This is a genomic window from Pseudoalteromonas sp. 1181_04 (assembly GCF_052850545.1).
In genome coordinates this window covers 1-21673 of record NZ_VXCS01000012.1, presented here as the reverse complement: position 1 = coordinate 21673, position 21673 = coordinate 1, and the positions used below count along the sequence as shown (strand labels likewise).

Below are 21673 nucleotides of genomic sequence, written 5' to 3'. Positions count from 1 at the left end.
GTGCCGAAAATGGCTAGTAAACTGTGTTTTTTCACGTACTCTATTAGCAGATGTATAGTTAAGAGCACCTTATGGATACTAGCCATTGGCAACTTGCCAGACAAAGCCGCGACCATCGTTTTGATGGACTCTTTTTCATCGGTGTTAAAAGCACCGGTATTTATTGTCGGCCAATTTGTCCTGCCCCTACTGCAAAAGAGCAAAACGTAGAGTACTTTCAATATGCGCACAATGCTGCCCAGGCTGGATTTCGCCCGTGCATTCGTTGTCGTCCAGATAGCGCCCCTGGAAGTAGCGCATGGCAAGGAACAAAAACCACAGCGCTGCGAGCCAAACAGCTGATAGACAGTGACTTAACAACGCAACAAAGCTGTGAACAGTTAGCTGAGCGACTCGGCGTGAGTAGCCGCTATTTAAGGCAGTTATTTCAGCAACATTTTGGTATCTCAGTAACTCAGTATCGGTTATTTAATCAATGTCATTTTGCTAAAAAACTGCTGCAAGAAACTAATTTATCGGTATCTCAAGTTGCTTTTGCAGCGGGCTTTAATAGTATTCGTCGCTTTAATGATGCGTTTTTACAGCAGTTACATATTTGCCCGTCAAAAATGCGTGGTGAGCGCAGCACAACACGTGCGATGTTGACGCTTAAATTACCTTTTCGGCCCCCTTATAATTGGACTGCGTTACAGCAATTTTTAGCTAAGCGGTTAATTTCACCTCTTGAGTGGCTTGGCGAGACATATTATGGTCGCAGCTTTAAAAATCAGCATTGCCAAGGTCAGTTTACGGCTGAGTTTGTAGAGCACAAACATCACTTTTTAGTCAGCATTGATATTGATCAGCCGCGCTTTTTACAGCCTATTTTAAGTGAAATTCGCAGGGTGCTCGATTTAGATGCCGATACTGCGCAAATCGAACAACACCTAGCAACTCAACTTCAAGGGGCAATTGTGTTAACCCAAGGATTGCGGTTACCGGGTATTTGGTCGGTATTTGAGGCTGGTATTCGTGCGGTACTTGGCCAACAAGTAAGTGTAACTGCCGCGCATAACTTAGTGACTCAGCTGGTGGATGAACTGGGCGAACAAGATGGCGAGCGAGTGTATTTTCCAACCCCTGAGGTAGTGGCAAACAGTGAGCTGGCATTTTTTAAAATGCCTCAAGCGAGAAAGAATGCGCTGCGTAATTTAGCACAGTTTTGCGCCGATAACCCTGATTGTCATCAGCTTGATCAATGGCTGCCACTCAAAGGGATTGGACCTTGGACAGTAAACTATGCAAAATTACGCGGCCAAAGTCAGCCCGATATTTTATTAGCGGGAGATTTAGGCGTAAAGAAAGCCCAAGCGGGGGCAAAACCATTTAATGATGAGATGTGCGCGCCATTTCGCTCCTATTTAACCTTTCAACTATGGCAGCAGCTAACATGACTATTATCCAAACCCGCATACCCAGCCCAATTGATGAGATTATTATTCAAGGTAACCAACACGGGGTCAGTTATGTGGGCTTTTATCCAGTTATAGAGTGCTCAGAAACCCCATTTTCAGATGTTGAGCAGCCACATATTTTAAATTGTGCTGCGCAGCTTAATGACTACTTTGCAGGCAAGCGAACAACCTTTGATGTCACTCTAGCCACCCATGGCACTGCTTTTCAACAAGCGGTATGGCAAGCGCTCACCGCGGTGCCATTTGGACAAACACAGAGTTATTCAGATATTGCTCATGCACTCAATAATCCCAAGGCAGTTCGCGCAGTGGGGGCTGCTAATGGTAAAAACCCAATCAGTATTATTGTGCCGTGTCACCGTATTATTGGTGCCAATGGTAAATTGACCGGCTATGCGGGTGGGCTAGAGCGCAAGCAGTGGTTACTTGAGCACGAAGGGATCATCTAAATTTTTTGGTTTAGTTACTAAACAATTCATTTTTTCGGTCTACACTTTAGATGAAACGTCTAGGGAGCAAGATAAAATGAAACAAAATAAACGTGTTAGGGATAATTTATTGGCGTTATTGGTACTCAGTAGCGGGTGTAGTTTGCTATCAACAGCGGCAATTGCTAACTCAACTGAACTAATTTTTTGTTATGAAGATAAAACTGTCGCGCCGATGTTTTTAGCGCAAAGCAATGAAATGTTAGGTACTCAACCAGAAGCATCGCTAGAAATCCTACAAAATCTTGATAATACACTTTCACAACTGTCTATTCGTTATCAGCGTAAAGCTTGGCTAAGTTGTTTAAATGATCTGCGTACAAATAAAGTGAATGCGGTTATTGCTACCTATCGACCTGAACGAACTGAATTTGCCCAATACCCAATGGATGGAACTCAGCAACTGGATCCGCGTTTTGCAGTGAGTGAATTTGGCAGTTGTCTCATCGGCGGAAAAAAATTTCACCAGCAATGGCAAAGCCGCGAAGTATTTCAGACCAGGGCTTTTACATTAGCTATTGCGAACGGTTATGACTTAGGCAAGGTATTACATCAAGAGCCTTTTTTTGTTCAACATACTTCCTCAGTCGAAAAAGCCGTTGAGTTGATCGACCGTGGAGTCGTTGATGCTACGCTTGACGTGTGCCAAGTTGGCGATCGGAAAGTATCAAACTTCCGGTATAAAACAGCCCAAGTACAAGCCATTTATCCTCCACTTGAAAAAGCCCAAGGCTATTTGCTTTTCTCTAAGCAGTTTTATCAACAGCATAAGGCGCTTAGTCAACGTATTTGGCAAACCATCGCTGCACAAGATAATGCCAAGCTGTATGTTGAATATTTAGATAAAACTAATCACGAAGCTAGGGTCGTCAGTAGCAGGCACCGTTGAGTTATAGTTCTATAACACGGGTAAAAAAGGTGATGTTCAATCAAGATTAAGGTAGCATTAGCGCACTTTTTTCAGGGTAGGCATTTTCATGGCTCAGCTGTACTTTTATTATTCTGCAATGAACGCAGGTAAATCTACCACGCTTTTACAATCGGCATTTAACTATCGCGAACGCGGCATGGAGCCCGTTATTTTAACGGCTGCATTGGATGATCGTGCTGGTGTTGGTAAGGTATCTTCTCGAATTGGTTTACAAGCTGATGCACATATTTTTGATGCTGACAAAGATGTTTTTGAACTGATCAAACAGCTTAATAGTGAACAAAAACGTCATTGTGTGCTGGTGGATGAATGTCAATTTTTATCACGTCAGCAAGTAATGCAACTGACCGATGTGGTGGATGAATTAGGCATTCCGGTGTTGTGCTATGGCTTGCGTAATGACTTTAGAGGCGAGTTATTTAGCGGCTCGCAGTACTTACTAGCGTGGGCTGATAAACTGGTTGAACTTAAAACGGTGTGTCATTGCGGTCGCAAAGCGAACCATGTATTGCGTACGGATGAGCAAGGCAAAGCGATTGCCGATGGTAATCAAGTGGAAATTGGCGGCAACGACCGTTATGTGTCGGTGTGCCGCAAACACTATAAAGCTGCGTTAAACATGCAGCGCCGAAGTTAACGCTGCTATAAATTGATCAATATCGGCTCGAGTGATCTGTAAATGAGTTACTAAACGCAAAGTTTTGCTTGGGCTGAATACTATCCCTTGTGCTTTTAGTTGCTGTGCAATGGCATTAATATCAACACTATCAGCAACATTTGCATAGACCATATTGGTTGTATCGCGCGACAAGTCAACGTTAAAGCCTTCAATGGCACTGAGCTGCTGCGCTAAGTAACGCGCATTGCTGTGATCGTCGGCTAAACGGCTAACATTGTGCTCAAGTGCATAGTGGCCAGCGGCTGCCAGCATACCAGCTTGGCGCATAGCGCCGCCAAGTACTTTACGCCAACGCCTTGCTTTATTGATCAGTTCAACAGAGCCAAGTAGTAATGAGCCGACTGGTGCGCCTAAGCCTTTTGATAAGCAAATAGACACGGAGTCAAAGTGTTTAGTTATCTCGGTAATATCTACCCTAAGCGCAACCGCAGCGTTATAAACGCGAGCACCATCCAAATGCAGTGCTAATTGATGGCTGTGAGTGAACTCACGCGCTTGGGCTAAATAACTTAATGGCAGCACTTTACCGCCAATGGTGTTTTCTAAACTGAGTAAGCGGGTATTAGCAAAGTGAAAGTCTTTGGGTTTGATAGCGGCGCGTATTTTGTCAAAGCAGAGGCTGCCATCATTTTCATTCTCGATAGGTTGCGGTTGGATTGATCCAAGCACTGCCGCGCCACCGCCTTCAAATTTATAATTGTGTGCATTTTGCCCGCAAATATATTCATCACCACGTTCGCAATGAGCCATTAACGCTAATAAGTTTGCTTGGGTGCCGGAGCTACAAAACAATGCACTGGCAAAGCCATGACGCTGTGCTGCAACGCTTTCTAATTTATTAATACTGGGATCATCACCATATACATCATCACCTAAAGGGGCGTTGAACATAATTTCGCGCATTTTAGCGCAGGGCTTAGTGACAGTATCAGAACGAAAATCAATCATGATATCTCCGGTTGTGTAAATTGCTGGCTGATCTCTTGGCGAGTTTGTTGATCAAAATAACTCCACGCAATAAAGCGACTCACTTTTTGCCCTTGCGCCATTTCAATGATTTTAACTTCAGCCACAGGGTGTGTTTTTAATTGTGCTTGTAACGTGGCTAAGTTTTCTTTTTTTGAAACTAAAGAGGTAAACCACATACACTGCTCAGCAAATAGGGCACTTTCATCGATCATGGTACAAATGAATTGCGCTTCGCCACCTTCACACCAAAGCTCATTATGTTGCCCGCCAAAATTTAAAGCCGATTTAGGGGCTTTGCCTAAGTTTTTCCATTTCCGCTCGCTACTTTGAGCCGCTTGTTGTTCACTGGCATGAAAAGGAGGGTTACACAATGTAATATGAAAAAGCTCTTTTGCATTTATTACCCCCTGAAAAATATGCTGCGACTGCTTTTGTAGCTTGACGGTAATTTTGCGATTATTAAATTGTACGATTTGTTTGGCTAATTTTACAGCGCTCGGATCTATATCTGAGCCTGTGACGCTCCAGTTATATTCATAGCTTGCTAGTAACGGGTAAATTATGTTCGCACCAGTACCTATATCCAACACTTTAACTTGTCTGCCTTGAGGTATAACGCCTTGATTATCGTTTGCTAGTAAATCGGCCAAGTAGTGAATGTAATCAACGCGTCCTGGAATCGGTGGGCAAAGGTTGTGTTCAGGTATATCCCAAAAATCAACGTTATAGTACGCTTGCAAAAGTGCTTGATTAAGCGTTTTTACTGCTTTGTTATCACTAAAATCAATACTTTTAGTACCATTGGGAGTAAGCACGATATATGGTTTTAAAGTGGGCACTTGAATACTTAGGTAGTCTAAATCATAGCCTTCGTTATGGCGATTTCGAGGGTGTAGTTTTGATTTTAATGGTGTTGATTTCATAACAAATAATTAGCTTAACAAACAAAAAAGTTATTTTACCAGAGAAACACATTGACGTGTGATCTTGTTTAAATTACTGGTAGGATGAGTTGCGGTTCATAACAATGACAACAAGGAACTGAAATGGCGATCGTACAAGAATCAGTATTTATTAAACTAACTGAGCTACAAACATTACATTTGCGCCGCATAGCAGATAACAGCAAAGCCGCTGGGCCAGCTGTGTTGTTTATGCATGGTGCTGTTGAAAATGGCAAAATATTTTATACGCATTCAAATAAGGGTTTAGCACCTTTTTTAGCTGAGCAAGGATATGTGTGTTATGTGGCTGATCTACGAGGTCGTGGTGACAGCAAACCGGCTATCTCAAAGCATGCTCACTATGGCCAAACCGAAGCTATTATTGAAGATATTCCCGCTTTTATTGCTAAAATTACCGAGCGTGAAGGTAGACCACCAGCGTATTGGGTAGCCCATTCCTGGGGTGGTGTATTAATGAATAGTGTGTTTGCGCGTTTCCCACAGTATATCAATGATGTAAAAGCATGTGCTTACTTTGGTACTAAACGCTCGCTTTATAATCATCATCCACAAAAATACCTTCAAGGAAATTTGATTTGGTATTTTTTAGCGCCAATACTGGCTAAAAAACATGGTTATTTACCCGCCAAAAGACTCAAGTGGGGCAGTGATGATGAAACTAAAAAGTCGCATTATCAAAGTATGCAATGGGCTAAACGTAAACCATGGTTAGATAGCGACGACGGGTTTGATTACGCGCAAGCTGTGGCTGGCTTAAGTTTGCCACCGACCTTACACATAGGGGGGGTGAAAGACAAAGCGCTTGCACAACAAATTGATATTGAAAAATTTATTGCCGAGTCAGGTACTGGTATTCAACACCTGCAAATGTACGGGAAAAAACACGGCCATCAATATGATTACGATCATATTAATATGTTAACGCACGCTAGTGCTAAAGCAGATCAATTTAAGGATCTAGTGACGTGGTTTGAGCGTCATTCAGCAACGCCCTGAGTGGCGTTTCAAAACGTTTCCAGTGTTCTATTGCACGGTTATGTAGCGGTTTTCGTACTGCGGCTTTGCTAAGCGTGGTAACTGGTTTTTTTGATTTATAAAAGTCTAAACATTGTGCTTCAAATGCGGTACCTAAAAATGTAAATACGCTTTTTAACGTATCGCGCGGCTCGCTGATCAGTTGCTCATAATGAACATCTAAGATAGCCGAAGGTATTGCTTGTTGCCAATGCGTCATCAAACCTTGGTATAAATCATAGTAACGTTTAAATTCAGGTAATGAGCAAAAATAAGGTTCATTTTCTGCAAAGTAATTACTATAAACGGACCAAGCTGTGGCATTAAAATCGCGCTGCAAGTTAATAAACTTAGCATTTGGAAACAATAAATAGATAAGCCCTAACGATTGATAATTCGCGGGCAATTTGTTGATCATAAACGCGCGAATAGGTTTAGCTTGTTTTAACCGTGCGGTATAAAGAGCCCGCGCTTGCTCAATCAGTTGCGGTGTTAGTGCGCTAATACATTCAGGGTAGGGCAACTTGGTTTGTTGCTCTATGAATGCAACAATTTGCGAGCTAATACAGCGATCTTCCCCAAGGCTTGCAAATTCACTATGTGAAGCTAACATTTGTTCTAATAATGTTGAGCCACTGCGTGGCATGCCAATAATAAAAACGGGCGTAACAGTACCAGTAAATCCAGGCTTGATAGTGGCAAATAAACTTTTTGGATTATAACGCATAATACTTTGATAAAACGGCGTTAATTGTTCAGTGTTGAAGCTACTCAATTGCAGCTGCAATTTATTGGCTAGTTTATAATAATTTACAGCTTGTTCTATATCATTGAGTTGATCATAACTTTTTGCCAAGGCGTAATAACAAACCATTTTTAAACGTAAATTATTGGTTTGTGTGAGTAAATGATGCAAGTTACTGATGTAGTTATGCTGTTGATCAAAGCGGCCAAGTTGTACCAGTTCAAATAAAATATAAGCAGTGACAGGATATAAACCAATACTTAGTGCTTGTGCAAAGGTGGTGTGTGCTTTATCTAATTCGCCATGGGTTAAATAATGTTGTGCGAGATAATAGTGTGGCTCTGGGTTATGACTAGCAATGCTTTTTGCATACTCCAGTACGGTTAATGCATCATTTGGCGAATTAACGCCATTAAATGCATCCGCTAACGCGTGCAGTGGCTCCAACATATTAGGCAGACGTTCACAGCTTCTTTGTAATAAATAAACCGCAGCATCAAAGCGCTCTAAGCGCAGGGCAATACGGCCCAAACCAAATAGTGCCTCGCCATTTTGGGGATCACTTTCAAGCAAGGTTTTATAGTGAAACTCCGCTTCTTGGAGTTTGTTTTCGGCAAGTAGTTGGTTAGCTTTTTTTAGCAACATGCATCACTTTTTTTATTTTTTAGTTACTAGATTTATTATTTGGGTATAGCACGAAAAAGGCGAAATGTCTTGAGCATTTCGCCTATCTTTTCAACGCTTAATTATGATCAAAACGTATAAGTTGCTTTGACATAATAGAAGCCGCCGTTAATACCATATGGCGAAGTTTCATAGTATTTACCACCCCAGTTATTATTAGGTGCCACGGTAAAATCAAGTTTCTCTGCTTCTTGGTCGAGCAGGTTTTGTGCGCCGACTGAGAAACTAATCGAATCATTCAAAAAGTAAGTTACTTCAGCGTCTAGCGTAATTGCCGCATCTGCTGTTTTTGCTGTTTCGTCATAATCTACATGCACACCTTGGTATTCACCAAAATAATTTGCACGAGTAAACATTGAGAAACTTTCCCATTGTTGTGACCAACTAAGCGTACCACGGTGGTTTGGTAAGTCGTTCTCTAAACGGCTTACTTTAAACGGCCCAGTAATATCAGTTGAACGGGTAACCTCAGTTTCATTCCAGTTGTAGGCTAAACTAAATGTTGAGCTACCGCCGAGTAAATCTGTGGCATAGTTTGCTACAAAGTCTATACCTTGAGTTGTGGTATCAAAGTCATTAGTAAAGAAGCTTACTTGCGCTAAGCTTTGCACGTTTGGCACACCAGCGGCTTCAAGCGTATCTTTATCAGCTTGGCTCAGCTCGATTTTTTCAGATTGACTAATACGGTCATCAACTTGAATATTATAATAATCAATAGTTAGGAATACTTCACCGATGGTGTATACCGCGCCAAAGGTATAACTTTGCGACTCTTCAGGCTCAAGCTCTGTACCGCCTAACTGTACTGCAATTGGATTGGTCGGTGGTAGTAAAGCGGAGTCAACCAGTACACCACTGCTTAGATTAGTTTGTACGTTACTGACGTTGGCTTGACCAACAGTCGGTGCGCGAAAGCCGGAGCTGATTGAACCACGCACGTTTAAATCATCGGTTAAGTGATATTGAGCCATTAATTTATAATTAACCGTAGAGCCAAAGGTATCATAATCTTCATAACGCAGCGCTAGACCCATTAAAAACTCTTCGGTAAATGGGGCTTCAATATCGACATAAGCGGCGTAGTTACGACGAGTATATTCACCAGCGTCAGATGGTTTAAAGCCTGGGAAACCATTTGAACCAATACCAAAGCCTTGCTCCGTTAGTGGGCCTGCTGTAAATGATGCTACATCACCAGAGGTAACTGTAAATGTTTCCTCGTGCCATTCAAGGCCACCGGCTATGTTCACATCGTATGCTAGATCAAAATCAAAGCCTTTTGATAAATCAAAATTAAAGTTTTTCTCTAATTGTGAGTATTTACCTGGGCTAAAATCACGCGGACTATCAGGGCCTAATGACGCATTAATAGTGTCGTAGATAAAGTAACGAGATTCATTAAAGCCGACCGTACCACTTAAATCGTAGTATGCACCTTCTAACATACCACCAGTGAACTCGCCTTTAGTTCCTATCGTAAGCGAGGTATCTGTGATGTTACCGCCAAAATTAGGTGTAAAACCACCAGGTAAAATTTCATTGAAGGCAAAACAGTCTGGATTATTAGCTACTTGGTTGATGTAAACTGGATTATCTAATACGTTGTCATCAATCATGATGTTAGTAGGGCAGTTACCACTCATATCGCCAGTTAAATCGCCAACTAATAATGTTTCACCACCATCGTTTGAATAGGCCCCAGGGCGAGTGTGAGGATTACGATAATAAAAACCACCGCGTACATCACGCTCTGAATAGTTACCAAACATATAAAATTCGGAGTTTTTAGTCAGCTCAAGGCCGACATTACCAAAAATAGAGATATCGTCATCAACTTCTGGTGCGCCCCATACCTGTGTGATCGGAGCAATGTCAGGAACACCAGCTGCGATAAGGGCCGTAGCATCGGCACGTTGTACTGAGCGGCTAGTAGCGTCAGCCGTTTTGTATTGGAAACTTAAATTTGCGAAGCCATTGTCGGTAAATGGTAGACCAATGTTACCGGAAATCTGTGTTGTATCACCGTCGCCTTCATAGTACTGACCTTGGCGTACTTCGAAACTGCCGCCTTCTGAGGCATCTTTAAGTACAAAGTTGATAACCCCAGCAATCGCATCTGAGCCGTACTGAGCGGCTGCGCCATCTCTAAGTACTTCAACTTGTTTTAGGGCGATACTTGGAATAACTGAAATGTCTGCGCCTTGCGCACCATCATTTATGCCGCCACCTAAAAAGGCAATAACAGAGGCACGATGACGACGTTTACCATTGAGTAATATCAATGTACTGTCAGAAGGTAGGCCACGTAAGTTCGCAGGGCGAACTAAAGATGCCGCATCACTAATAGGCATTGAATGCACGTTTAATGATGGAATTGCGCCTTTTAATAGCTCGAGCATATCCGTATTACCTGATTTACCAAGTTCTTCACCACCGATGATATCGATAGGTACTGGTGAATCACCAATAGAACGCGGTGCAGAGCGAGTTCCCACTACGGCAATTTTTTCTACATTTTTATTTACTTTAGTGACTTCAGCTTGCTCATCTGCAGCTAAGGCAGTTCCTGAAATAAATAAGCCTGCGGTAGTTGTCGTTAATGCAAGTTTAACGGCATGATTTAATAAATTATTTTTAAATTTCATTCTAATTTCCCCAGTTAGAATTATTGTAATTTCGTAACTATATGATTTTTAAAAAGCCAAATAGTCTATTAAAGTTATACAACTTGTTAAATAATTGTGCAAGGTGTTAAATAGTTTGGTTTTTTTTATGTTTTCTATAGAGGAAATTCGAGATTTACTTACCTACATGAAAAATAATGATATTTTTAAGGCGGGGATTAGAAATTAAGCATTTAATGTAATTTTTATTGTAAAATAAATCAGAAAAAAAATAATAATTTTGTAAATAGAAGTTTTTAGACTGGAAACTGTTCAGTAAAGTTCAATGGTAATTATAGGTTATCAGTTTGTTCAGGATTTTGTTGTCGCCAAGCTTTTAACGCTTCTCGGTATTCATCCCAAACACATGGGCAACAACTGCCACCACCGCAGCACTGATCAGCAGCCGGTCTGGTTGGTTTTGTGTCATCAACTCGGTTTGCTATATCGGCTGTGTTTTGCGGTATTTTATTCATTACTTATAGGTTTAATAATATGGGCCGTTTATTGGCCAGTGATTATACTTAATCATGGCTTTTTTACTAGCTGAGAAATAATCTGGATCTGTTAATCGGTGATTGTATTAAATTATGCTTTGTGAAGTGTTAAGGCTATGTGAGAATAGCGTTATGCGACTATATAAAGTTATTCATCGTGCCCCAATTCGAGTGGCAAAAATTACTACAAAACGCCAACAGTTGCGTTTCAAGCGCGCTATGGTAGCACTTAAAATTGCACTGGCGCAGGAAAAGCAAGAAACCAAAGAAATGCTCACAATTTATCGTCGCTACACCCAAGGAGATGTGAGTAAAGAGGATCTGCAAAAAGCGAATGCCCAGTTTGTTGATATTCTCAAAGGATTGGGTTTAGGTGTTTTTGCTGTTTTACCTTTTGCACCTGTGACTATTCCACTGGTTGTTAAGTTGGGTCAATGGGTTGGGGTTGATGTACTGCCAAGTTCATTTAACATCAATAAATCACTTAAAGATATTGACCAGCAGATCGCTGATGAAGAGCTGCAACACCACCACGCTGAAAAAACGGCAAAGTCAGACGTAAAACCACCTGTAAAAAAATAATGCCATGCAGTTTAAAGGATAGTCTTTGTGCTATACCTTTTATGCTGAGTTATTGATATGCTTGATCATCATATAATTTTAAACGAGTCATTTAATGAGTACATTAATTCGTCATAGTTCTACGGGTATTCCTTTATCTTTTATTGTTAAAAATGACTTAGCTACATGGCAAGCACAGCAGCCAATTTTTTTACAAAACTGGCTAAATAGCTGTGATTTTGCAAAACAAGGTTTAGCCTTGGTGGTCAATCCACAAAGTGGAGCGCTAAGTCAGGTGTATTGTTTAGTTAATAGCGTTGATGACTTTTGGCTCGCGGGTGAATTAGCCAGCAAACTGCCAGCAGGAATTTACCAAGTTCAAGAGTGTGAACAACAATTAGAACAGATTGCTCTGGGTTTTATACTTGGTGGTTATGAATTTAGCGAATATAAAGCCAAAGGTGCTGTAAAAGCACAATTAGCAATAGCCGATGAAGCATTGTTTGCGCGTATTACACGCCAAGCAAATGCGATTAACTTAGTTAGAGATCTAGTTAATACGCCTGCCGCAGACATGATGCCACAGCACTTATCACAAGTGATGGCTGATTTAGCACACACTTACAATGGTCAATTCAATGAATGGATAGGGGATGAATTATTAGAACAAAACTATCCAACTATCCACATGGTAGGCCGCGCCAGTGAAAATAAACCGCGTTTACTTGATTTACACTGGGGCGCTGCAGACGCTCCTTTGATCACCTTAGTCGGTAAAGGTGTTTGTTTTGACTCTGGTGGTTTAGATCTTAAACCAAGCTCAGGTATGCGCAATATGAAAAAAGACATGGGCGGCGCAGCTCATGTAATTGGTTTAGCGCAGTTAATTATGGCGGCAAATTTACCAATTCGTTTACGCGTGTTGGTACCCGCTGTTGAGAATGCGGTATCGCGCAATGCATTTCGCCCTGGCGATGTAATTAAAACACGTAAAGGCATTATGGTCGAAATCGATAACACCGACGCAGAGGGGCGTTTAGTGTTATGTGATGCACTCACGGAAGCACAAAATGACAATCCTGAGTTGATCATTGATTTTGCAACCTTAACCGGTGCTTGTCGTATTGCGTTAGGCACTGAGTTACCAGGGTTTTTCTCAACTGAGCGTGATGTTGCCAATGGCATTATTGACGCCGGTATTGCAGTAAGCGATCCCGTTTGGCAATTACCGCTTTTTGAGCAATATAAAAGTTTATTAAAAAGTGATGTTGCTGATATGGCTAACTGTGCAAGTACCCCATTCGGCGGCGCAATTACTGCCGCACTTTATTTAAAAGAATTTGTAGAGCCAACCACACCATGGGTACATTTTGATGTAATGGCATGGAATATCCGCTCATTACCTGGTCGTCCAGTCGGTGGTGAAGCACTCGGTATTCGTGCCGTATTTAACTACTTACAAAGTCGTTTTAAATAAATTTATTGAGCTTTGTGAGGTTATGCCTCATAAAGCTCAAGCGGTAACCCATCAGGATCTGCAAAAAAGGTAAATTGTTTACCTGTGTATTCATCCGTTCGAATCTCTTCTACTGCCACACCTTGGCTTTGCAAATACACTTTACTTTGCTCAATATTGGCCACTTTAAATGCTAAATGTCGTAAACCTTGTGCTTCTGGGTAACTAGGTCGCTTTGGTGCATTATCAAATGAAAATAGCTCTATTTGGCTACCATCAGGCAAGGCTAAATCTAATTTGTATGAGTGGCGATGTTGGCGAAAATGCTCTGCAATTATCGGCAGCTGTAAGATCTGATGATAAAAATGTTTTGAGCGGGTGTAATCGCTGCATATAATTGCAGCGTGGTGAATTCCTAGCAATTGCATCATTTTTAGCTATCTGTGGTAAATGGCGCAGTATAGCTGCGCCATATTGAGTATGTTATTGATCACTGCCTTTGCAAGCTGCTACTGCGGGGGCCACTAACTCTAAACCGGTTTTATCACACGGTGGTAGTGCTGCATCGCTAACGCTGATTGGCGTGACGCGTTCGCCCCATTTTATGTAACTAGCAGCCCAAGTTAATCCGGCACCAAATGCTGCAGACATGATATTAGCATGTGGTTTAATTAATCCTTGCTCAACAGCTTCGCATAATGCGATTGCAATAGTTGCTGCCGATGTATTGCCGTATTCGCCAATGTTAACCATTACTTTTTCATCTGGCACTTTTAAGCGATGTTGAATGGCTTGAATGATACGTAAATTTGCTTGGTGTGGCACAAGTACATCGATATCATCAAGGCTCAAATTTGCTTGTGTGAGCACATCGTCACAGGCTTCACTCATGCCCTTTACTGCGCGCTTAAAGATTTCGCGACCTTCAAATAATAAATCAGATGGCCCAATAGGCACATATTTATTTAAGTCACTACCAAAGTTAGTGATATGCAAGATATCACGGTCTTCGCTATCACAGCCTGTTTTTGTCGCGAGTAAACCCGCTGGCGTGTCTGCTGCTTCAAGTACTACGGCACCGGCGCCATCACCAAATAACACCGCACTGTCACGGCGATCCCAGTTTACATACCAGGTCATACGTTCAGCAGCAATTACTACAGCTTTTTTGATCATACCGGCTTGAATTTGTGCAGTCGCTGCTTGTATTGCATATAAAAAACCAGAGCAAGCTGCATTGGTGTCCATAGCGGCAGCGCCAACTGCACCAATGTTTTTTTGTACTAACGAAGCTGTGTTTGCCACCATAGTAGAGGGCGTACATGTTGCTAATAACACTAAGTCGATGTCTTTAGCATTAATGCCAGCACAGGCTATTGCATGTTTAGCTGCTACAGTGGCAAGCTCTGCAGTACTAACGTGGCTTACTCTACGGGCTTTTATACCAGTGCGGGATGTGATCCATTCATCATTGGTATCAACTAATTGGCTAATTTCATCGTTGCTAATACGCGCTGGTGGGATACATTTACCCCAACCCGTTATGTGTGCGTAGGTCATAGTGTGCTCTCTTTAAGTGGTCAGACATGTGTCATCTATGTTTGATTTATACCAAAAATCCAGTTCTAAGACTAGTTTATAACTTAGCTTACGTCGTAAATAGTGGTAATTAAACGTAATTTAGGCTAATGGTAGTAGAAAAATGAGGTAAACATGAAACAAAAATTAATTACTATCTTGGCTGCATTGGGTACGACGGTATATTCTGCGGCGAGTTTTGCAACACAAACTCAGGTTATTTACGCAGGATCAATGTTAGCAGGTGCTGAACAAACACTAGAAAAGCAACGCACTATTGTTATAGAAGACGCTATCATCACGCGCATCGAAAAAGGCTATATGAGTGTTACCGATCTAGCATTGCCCGATGCAAAGATCATTGATTTAAAAAATCAATTTGTTATGCCTGGATTAATTGATATGCACGTACATGTTACTTTTGAGCGTGACGCAAGTGCTAATCCACATCGCTGGCTAACAGAATATGAGGCTGATTATGCGCTGCGCTCAGTTAAATATTTGCAGCGCACTCTTGCTGCGGGTTTTACCTCCGTGCGTGATTTAGGTAGTAGCTATAAAGTGATCTTTCCACTACAGCGTGCCGTTGAGCGTGGAGATATTCAAGGGCCACGTATTTTTGCTGCAGGAGATACAATTACCCCAACAGGCGGGCATGCTGATCTGCACGGTTACCGTAAAGATATTAGTGATGTGATAAGTGGAGGGTTAGGGGTGTGTGATGGTGCTGATGATTGTCGCCGCGCGGTTCGTGAAGTAATTAAATCAGGTGCTGATGTAATTAAAATTACCGCAACGGGTGGGGTGTTAAGTAATACCGCAGCGGGTGTCAATCAGCAGTTCACAGATCAAGAGTTGATGGCGATTGTTGATACTGCACATAACTTAGGGCGCAGCGTAACAGCCCATGCTCATGGTACATCAGGGATCAAAGCGGCATTACGTGCAGGTGTTGATTCAATTGAACATGGCTCTTACCTAGACAAAGAGACTGTAAAGTTATTTAAGCAATACAACGCTTATTTAGTGCCCACGTTATTGGCAGGCCAAACGGTCAGTCAAGAAGTTCTCAGTAACCCAAATATGCCAACAGCTATTGCTGATAAAGTACGCACCGTTGTACCAAATGTTGCAGCTTCATTTAAACTGGCATTAAAAAACAATGTTAATATTGCTTTTGGTACAGATTCTGGCGTATCACGCCATGGTAATAATGCTGATGAGTTTTTATGGTTAGTTAAATATGGCATGACTGAAAAACAGGCTATTATGTCAGCAACAGTTAATGCCGCTAAGTTACTCGGCCAACAAGACCGACTAGGGCAGTTGAGTGTTGGTAAACAAGCAGATATCATCAGCGTTAATGACTCTCCTCTTGATGATATAACGACATTGCAAAATGTACAATTTGTGATGAAAGCAGGGCAAATATATAAACACCAATTTTAGGATACAGTATGGGCAGCAAAATCAAGGCATCATTGTTTAATCATTTGATTGACGCTGAGCGCCAATTATTAGATCCTGAGATCCGTCAATCTGAGCAGGCATTGGATGCTTTGCTCGATGATGATTTTATTGAAATTGCCGCTAATGGTACTGTATTTAATAAATATCAAGTATTAACGCGGTTACCTACCGAAGTCGTGCCGCAGTTTTACAATCAGCATTTTAAAGGCCGAATGCTTAGTGATGATATTGCCCAACTAAGTTATCAAGCGGCATATCGGCGCTCTGCGCGCGCTGAGTTTAACTATTCGTTACGGATGTCGCTGTGGCGATTAACCGAAGGCCAGTGGAAAATGGTGTTTCATCAAGGAACGCCGTGTGCTGTGTTTAGTATCTCTATGGCTGATGATTAGGTTAACCTTCTTTAATTAGGCATTTTTTATTAGGTATTTTTTTGTTAGGTAATTATGTATGGCGTTTTTAATGCGCACTGATCCTGCGATTAGCCGTTTACTGATGTTACGCAGTGGTGCAATTGCAATTCAACTATTGGCCGTTGTAGCAGTCTATTTTTTACTTGAGCACCAAATCCCTTTATTGCCTCTACTGGTAGTGATCTCCCTTGAAGCCGTATTCCAAATTTTAAGCGTGATTGCTTATCGTAATGTCAGTAAAGCGAAAGAACTTGGGATGTTAATGCAGCTTACGGCCGATGTGCTTTTTTTATCGGTATTGCTGTCTTTGAGTGGTGGTGCGACCAATGCATTTGTGTCGTTACTGTTGTTACCAATAATGATTGCTGCGGTGAGTGTCAGTGCTCGCGGCTTAGCTTATATTGCTGTATTAGCGATCACCGCCTATAGCGTGCTGCTATTTAAAATGCCTCAGCACAGCATGCATCATATGCAAATGACCAGTCACTTTGTGGGTATGTGGGTTAACTTTGTGATCAGTGCTAGCGTTATAGCATTCGTTATCGGCACTATGAACCGTGCACTGCATTCGCGAGAGCGCACAATTGCAACTGTGCGAGAAAAACAATTACGAGCAGAGCAGTTAGTCACGCTTGATGGTGCTGCGGCACAAATTACTCATCAATTAGCCAGCCCAATCGCCAATTTACAATTATTGTATGAAGAGCTTCTTGAAGAGCAGCCCGATAATGAGATTGTGAAAGACATGCAGCAGCCCTTGTTGCAATGCGCACAGCAGTTAAAACAGTTTCGTACCCTGTCATCTGAACTACGCACACAAACGGTTGCAGCGACTGTATCGTTAAACGCATTAGCTCAACAAATTAGCGATACAATGCTATTACAGTATCCCGATCAACAGCTTAATTGGCTAAATGCAGCGCCTGCTAGCTCGGTTACTAATGATGCTATGTTACTGCCAGCGATATTAAACTTGTTGCAAAATGCTGCTTTTGCCAATCAACAGGCACAGCAACAAACACTGGAATTGAACTGGCAACAGACTCCAGATAACCCTAAAACAGTGAGTTTAGTTATACGTGATTTTGGTAAAGGATTTAGCGCAGCACAATTGGCAGAGTTAGGGGGTCAGTTAATGCCTAGTGAAACGGGGATGGGGCTAGCAGTTATGCTTTCAAATGTAACATTTGAGCGTTTACAAGGCTCTTTAACATTATTTAATCACCCACAAGGTGGCGCGGTTGCCAAAGTACAATTAACCATTGATGAGCCACAAGTCGAGCCTGTATGAAGCTATTAATTATTGAAGATGATATTAATCTTGCCAATACGTTAGCGCGGCGCTTAACCAAACACGGTTTTGCATGTCAGCTGGCACATGATAAAGCCGAGGCTATTGGCATAGCTAAAAACTTCGCACCGACACATATTCTGTTAGATATGAAATTAGCTGACGATAACGGTTTAGCTCTTATCGCACCACTGAGAGCCTTACTAACAGACGCACATATTGTATTATTAACAGGCTATGCCAGTATTGCCACAGCGGTAGAGGCTATGCGCCTAGGTGCAAATGATTATTTAACAAAACCCGTTGATATGCTCACGTTATTACGAGCCTTAACAGGCACATGCGAGCCAACTACTGAGTTAATTGCAGATGATATTGTAACTATGTCGCCAGAGCGTCTTGAGTGGGAACATATTCAGCAAGTGCTGCATACCAATCAAGGCAATATTTCAGCAACTGCTCGGCAACTTAATATGCATCGGCGAACTTTACAGCGTAAGCTACAAAAAAAACCAGTTCAGCAGTAAATCCTAGCGCAATAGTGAGCGTTATTTCGGATCACGGTTTCCGGTTTAGTAATGCTCAGTAAGTTTATTGTTGCCTTTTAGGCAATAAGTTTTACCCGGTCAACTAAGTAATACAGTCGCCTGTAGTCACTTTAAATGGAGCTCAGATTACTTTAGTGCATTTATATTTGGGCACCAGCCACGCATCATAGATAGTTTTGCAGTTTAGATAGTTGCTGCAATGGCGTTCATTAACTACAGTAAAAATATCATTGTATTTTTTGCAATCAGCATAAGTAGTCATTATGGATTTATCACAACTGGATTTTGTAGCCGTATTATTAGCTGCCATGTCTTCTTTTATGTTAGGAGGCGTTTGGTATTCACCTTGGTTGTTTCAACGAGCCTGGTTAGAAGGCTGTGGATTAACGGAGCTGGATTTAAAAGCAACAAATCCAAAATGGGTATTTGGTGGCGGTTTTGTTTTATCTTTATTTATCGCTTTTGGCTTATCACTGTTTTTAGGACCACATCCACATTTAGGGGTTGCGGTAGGCGTTGGCTTTGCGGTTGGACTATGTTGGGTAAGCAGTGCCTTAGGGATGAGCTATATTTATGAACAACGACCACTAAAGCTGTTTTTAATCAATAGCGGTTACCATATTTTACAGTTTACTTTAATGGGCTTAATCTTTGGACTTTGGCCATAAGCTGTTAATCTATTCGCGTGTTTGTAGTAAAAGTAACAAAATAATGGCAAAACCGAATAAAAAAGGCCCTACTAAAACGGTCGATATTTTTTGTAGTCAATGTAAAGCTCCCCTATTCAAATATCGTAAAGGCGGCAAAGGGGCATTGGTTAAATGTTTTATCGAACGGATCAGTCAAGATTTCACCACTATTCCTTGCGTATGCCCCAACTGCTCACGCCCTTTTGCTCGAGAAGCAATTATCCGAGGCGCACCCGCGTATAAAATGATCGGCGGCAAAGTTACGTTTAAGTAGTCATTTAATTTGAGCGTATATTCATATTTCATTCATTTAATCATCTTTTAGTCTGATTGTTCCTGTATCTGATTTAACTATAAATAAACCATAACTCTTTAATTTAATACGACTTTAAATAGTAATTGCACAGTTTTTTATGATATTGATGGTATCCGAGGTTGGTCTACTTCGGAAATTGAAACAATAGGAGCTGCATTTTTGAGAGGGTTTAAGAAGTACAGCGCAAAGGTACACGGAGCTGCGTATGCAATTGAGCATCGTCTAGATTCATTTTCTATAGATGCACTCGGAGCTTCTTACGAAGTTGGATATGGGGTAATGTATATGCAAGGAACAAAGAAAACATACTCTAGTTATGTCGCGTTTTGTAAATAGTTTTAGAATCAATAAGGAATAAAAATGATTAAAAAAGTAATTTTTATTTTTATTATATTTCAATTTTTATTGGTGATTAGTTTAAATCACCACTATGGGATAGCCATAGCGTTAACCACTTGTGTTTTTTATATTTTTCGTTCTAAATCCAATTTCTTTTCTTTGAGCTTTCTTTTTGAAGATGTAAAAGAAAATGCATTTACTTTACTATGTGTGTTTTCAATAGTTGCATTGACAATTTGCCAAATCTCTTATAGTTCAAATGATTGGGGGTTGTTGACAATAATAGTACCATTGTCGTTATTGTTTTATTTCTTCCTTACACTTTTTAGTTATACTGCTGATTGTATATATAAAATATTCGGAAAGTTTTTTAGAGGGAAGTAAGTGCTCGTAAAGTAAAATAGGAAAGGCACAAATTTTTCGATAGTGCATCAAGGAAATATAATGTCAAAATATAGATTTTTAACTTTATTATTTTTAATAGTTAATTCACAGGTATGCTTTTCAAATGCGATTGAAAAACCACCTAAAGCTATTGAAGCCGTAGTATATACTATTTGCGATTTGGTATATTGCAATACGAGTGTTGTTTTAAGAAATAATACGGCATTTGAAATTAAAGTAATTTCAAATTATTTCGATGAAACTCATTTTACTGAGCATGCTTTTAAGTTTTATAGAGCAAAAGACGTGTATGCAACGAGTAACCCGTTTGACAACCCATTATCGTTTAAAAATGTAGAGTTTTCGCCACTTGAAGGAGATGTAATATTTAAACCTCTTGAAGTCAAAACTTACACTACGCTAATAAAAAGAGATAGATTGAATTTTGAAAAAGGCATTGAGTACGTTGTTTTTTCGGTAGTTATGGATGCGCAATATGTGATAGATAAAAAAAAGTCAAGATTCATTTCATTGCTTAGTAAGTTAGGAATAGTTGATGATTTACTTACCTTGCCTGATGATTAAACTAACAGAAAAGTAAATAGAGTCACCCTTTAGTAACAAAGTGAATAGGGTCAGGTCTTTCTTTTTGTCTTTATGTAATTAGTGGCAAAAAACAAGATCTGACCCCGATAGTTATATGACCCCGATAGTTATAAACCAGAGGAGAAATCATGGTGGTCGCGATAGGTCCGACGATTCTAGCTATTGCAAGTGTTGTTAGTACTAGTAATTTGCATGTTAGCTGTGGAGAAAGCGTTCTAAATAACCAGCATAAGCTAATGGTAATGAAGAAATTAAATGGCGCAAGGGGCAAATTCCATTTTAAATGTGGTGATACAATATTTGTAGAAGAGCCTTCGAATACTGATGGCATTTGCTACAAAAAACATTATGGCGTGGTTGGCGGATATAAAGTTGAGCCCTATGTTGCCACATTGGAAGTCGCTGTGACTAATCAAAGTTGTAACTTTGATGGAGCCATCCGTTTAGAGCCTACCGTTGCTATAGAAGATTATGGGGTTATCTGGAGGTTTATGGAAGAGTTGAGAAATAACAAAGAGAACGCCATTAAAAAAAGGGTGAATATGTTTGACTGGTTTTTTGACAGTCAATTAAATAAATTCACCAGTATTCCTGGCGCTGTTTCAATGAGTCCAGTAGTAACAGGCTTATTTGAAAAGAATGCATACTCTATAAAAGTTTATATAAATTCTCAATTGTGGAAAGCTAATATTCATTTGAAAGATAATAAAGTTGAAGTTACCTCCATATATTCAGTAGAGTAAAAAATAATGGGGTCAGGTCTCAGGGTAAGATCACGAACTTTATCTTGACTTAAAAGTATGATCTTATACTCCTTTTTAAGGAGCCCCCATGCCTGAGATTCAACTATTTAAATATTTCGAATCAATTGATGACCCTCGCCAGCAGGGGAAAGTTGTCAATAAACTACTTGATATCATATTCTTAGCTGTC

General features: G+C 40.7%; 22 protein-coding genes. 15 read left to right on the top strand and 7 right to left on the bottom strand.

Features of this window, described 5'->3' with window-relative positions; translation table 11 throughout:
* Positions 1-71: 71 nt before the first annotated feature.
* The 4 genes from FW757_RS11335 (at position 72) to FW757_RS11320 (ending at position 3510) form a co-directional block, all read left to right on the top strand.
* Positions 72-1433, top strand: a complete 1362-nt coding sequence (locus FW757_RS11335; protein WP_149980089.1) for a DNA-3-methyladenine glycosylase 2 family protein — start codon at positions 72-74, stop codon at positions 1431-1433.
* Positions 1430-1903, top strand: coding sequence for a methylated-DNA--[protein]-cysteine S-methyltransferase (locus FW757_RS11330; RefSeq protein WP_149980090.1), 474 nt, complete (start codon positions 1430-1432; stop codon positions 1901-1903). The genes FW757_RS11335 and FW757_RS11330 overlap by 4 nt, the downstream gene beginning before the upstream one ends.
* A 76-nt stretch (positions 1904-1979) precedes the next feature.
* Entirely contained in the window at positions 1980-2831 is an 852-nt protein-coding gene (locus FW757_RS11325) for an amino acid ABC transporter substrate-binding protein (protein WP_246175464.1), read from the top strand.
* Between the two features lie 88 nt (positions 2832-2919).
* Positions 2920-3510: a thymidine kinase gene (locus FW757_RS11320; protein ID WP_145236208.1), complete on the top strand. Its 591-nt coding sequence runs from the start codon at positions 2920-2922 to the stop codon at positions 3508-3510.
* Here FW757_RS11320 and ltaE read toward each other — a convergent pair.
* Positions 3487-4500: a low-specificity L-threonine aldolase gene (ltaE, locus tag FW757_RS11315; RefSeq protein ID WP_182717824.1), complete on the bottom strand. Its 1014-nt coding sequence runs from the start codon at positions 4498-4500 to the stop codon at positions 3487-3489. The genes FW757_RS11320 and ltaE overlap by 24 nt on opposite strands.
* On the bottom strand, positions 4497-5444 hold the full coding sequence (gene rlmF / locus FW757_RS11310) for a 23S rRNA (adenine(1618)-N(6))-methyltransferase RlmF (protein WP_446441222.1): 948 nt from the start codon (positions 5442-5444) through the stop codon (positions 4497-4499). Before rlmF ends, ltaE begins: the two co-directional genes overlap by 4 nt.
* 123 nt (positions 5445-5567) lie before the next feature.
* Here rlmF and FW757_RS11305 point away from each other — a divergent pair, with 123 nt between their 5' ends.
* On the top strand, positions 5568-6482 hold the full coding sequence (locus tag FW757_RS11305; protein ID WP_145236199.1) for an alpha/beta fold hydrolase: 915 nt from the start codon (positions 5568-5570) through the stop codon (positions 6480-6482).
* On the opposite strand, the gene FW757_RS11300 is transcribed toward FW757_RS11305, so the two are convergent.
* The 3 genes from FW757_RS11300 to FW757_RS11290 all read right to left on the bottom strand — a co-directional run bounded on the left by FW757_RS11300 (position 6436) and on the right by FW757_RS11290 (position 11068).
* Positions 6436-7890 (bottom strand): tetratricopeptide repeat-containing sulfotransferase family protein, encoded by a 1455-nt coding sequence (locus tag FW757_RS11300; RefSeq protein WP_182717826.1) that lies wholly within the window; start codon positions 7888-7890, stop codon positions 6436-6438. The genes FW757_RS11305 and FW757_RS11300 overlap by 47 nt on opposite strands.
* 107 nt (positions 7891-7997) lie before the next feature.
* Positions 7998-10574 (bottom strand): TonB-dependent receptor plug domain-containing protein, encoded by a 2577-nt coding sequence (locus FW757_RS11295; protein ID WP_182767600.1) that lies wholly within the window; start codon positions 10572-10574, stop codon positions 7998-8000.
* A 311-nt stretch (positions 10575-10885) separates the two neighbouring features.
* On the bottom strand, positions 10886-11068 hold the full coding sequence (locus FW757_RS11290; RefSeq protein ID WP_149980096.1) for an oxidoreductase-like domain-containing protein: 183 nt from the start codon (positions 11066-11068) through the stop codon (positions 10886-10888).
* 153 nt (positions 11069-11221) lie between these two features.
* Between FW757_RS11290 and FW757_RS11285 the strand changes: the two genes are divergently transcribed.
* A complete protein-coding gene (locus tag FW757_RS11285) occupies positions 11222-11671 on the top strand; it encodes a hypothetical protein (RefSeq protein WP_182739591.1) in 450 nt (149 codons plus the stop codon).
* A gap of 94 nt (positions 11672-11765) precedes the next feature.
* The gene (locus tag FW757_RS11280) at positions 11766-13127 is read left to right on the top strand and encodes a leucyl aminopeptidase family protein (protein WP_149980098.1); all 1362 of its coding nucleotides are present in this window, start codon (positions 11766-11768) and stop codon (positions 13125-13127) included.
* Positions 13128-13147: 20 nt separating this feature from the next.
* On the opposite strand, the gene gloA2 is transcribed toward FW757_RS11280, so the two are convergent.
* Together gloA2 and FW757_RS11270 are read right to left on the bottom strand one after the other, a co-directional pair.
* Positions 13148-13534 (bottom strand): SMU1112c/YaeR family gloxylase I-like metalloprotein, encoded by a 387-nt coding sequence (gene gloA2 / locus FW757_RS11275; RefSeq protein WP_145236314.1) that lies wholly within the window; start codon positions 13532-13534, stop codon positions 13148-13150.
* 55 nt (positions 13535-13589) lie between these two features.
* Complete coding sequence (locus FW757_RS11270) at positions 13590-14666, bottom strand: ketoacyl-ACP synthase III (RefSeq protein ID WP_182717829.1); 1077 nt, start codon at positions 14664-14666, stop codon at positions 13590-13592.
* 153 nt (positions 14667-14819) lie between these two features.
* On the opposite strand from FW757_RS11270, the gene FW757_RS11265 reads away from it, so the two are divergent.
* The 8 genes from FW757_RS11265 to FW757_RS11230 all read left to right on the top strand — a co-directional run bounded on the left by FW757_RS11265 (position 14820) and on the right by FW757_RS11230 (position 21483).
* The gene (locus FW757_RS11265) at positions 14820-16133 is read left to right on the top strand and encodes an amidohydrolase family protein (protein ID WP_446441221.1); all 1314 of its coding nucleotides are present in this window, start codon (positions 14820-14822) and stop codon (positions 16131-16133) included.
* An 8-nt stretch (positions 16134-16141) separates the two neighbouring features.
* Entirely contained in the window at positions 16142-16546 is a 405-nt protein-coding gene (locus FW757_RS11260; protein WP_182739593.1) for a nuclear transport factor 2 family protein, read from the top strand.
* A 70-nt stretch (positions 16547-16616) separates the two neighbouring features.
* Entirely contained in the window at positions 16617-17858 is a 1242-nt protein-coding gene (locus FW757_RS11255; RefSeq protein ID WP_145236312.1) for an ATP-binding protein, read from the top strand.
* Positions 17855-18385, top strand: coding sequence for a response regulator transcription factor (locus FW757_RS11250; protein ID WP_182730847.1), 531 nt, complete (start codon positions 17855-17857; stop codon positions 18383-18385). Before FW757_RS11255 ends, FW757_RS11250 begins: the two co-directional genes overlap by 4 nt.
* Before the next feature lie 284 nt (positions 18386-18669).
* Positions 18670-19074, top strand: a complete 405-nt coding sequence (locus tag FW757_RS11245; protein ID WP_145236169.1) for a DUF1761 domain-containing protein — start codon at positions 18670-18672, stop codon at positions 19072-19074.
* 43 nt (positions 19075-19117) lie between these two features.
* Positions 19118-19369, top strand: coding sequence for a hypothetical protein (locus FW757_RS11240; protein ID WP_149980101.1), 252 nt, complete (start codon positions 19118-19120; stop codon positions 19367-19369).
* Positions 19370-20194: 825 nt separating this feature from the next.
* Positions 20195-20719, top strand: coding sequence for a hypothetical protein (locus FW757_RS11235; protein ID WP_182717832.1), 525 nt, complete (start codon positions 20195-20197; stop codon positions 20717-20719).
* Positions 20720-20868: 149 nt separating this feature from the next.
* The gene (locus FW757_RS11230; protein ID WP_182717833.1) at positions 20869-21483 is read left to right on the top strand and encodes a hypothetical protein; all 615 of its coding nucleotides are present in this window, start codon (positions 20869-20871) and stop codon (positions 21481-21483) included.
* The last annotated feature ends 190 nt before the right edge of the window (positions 21484-21673 follow it).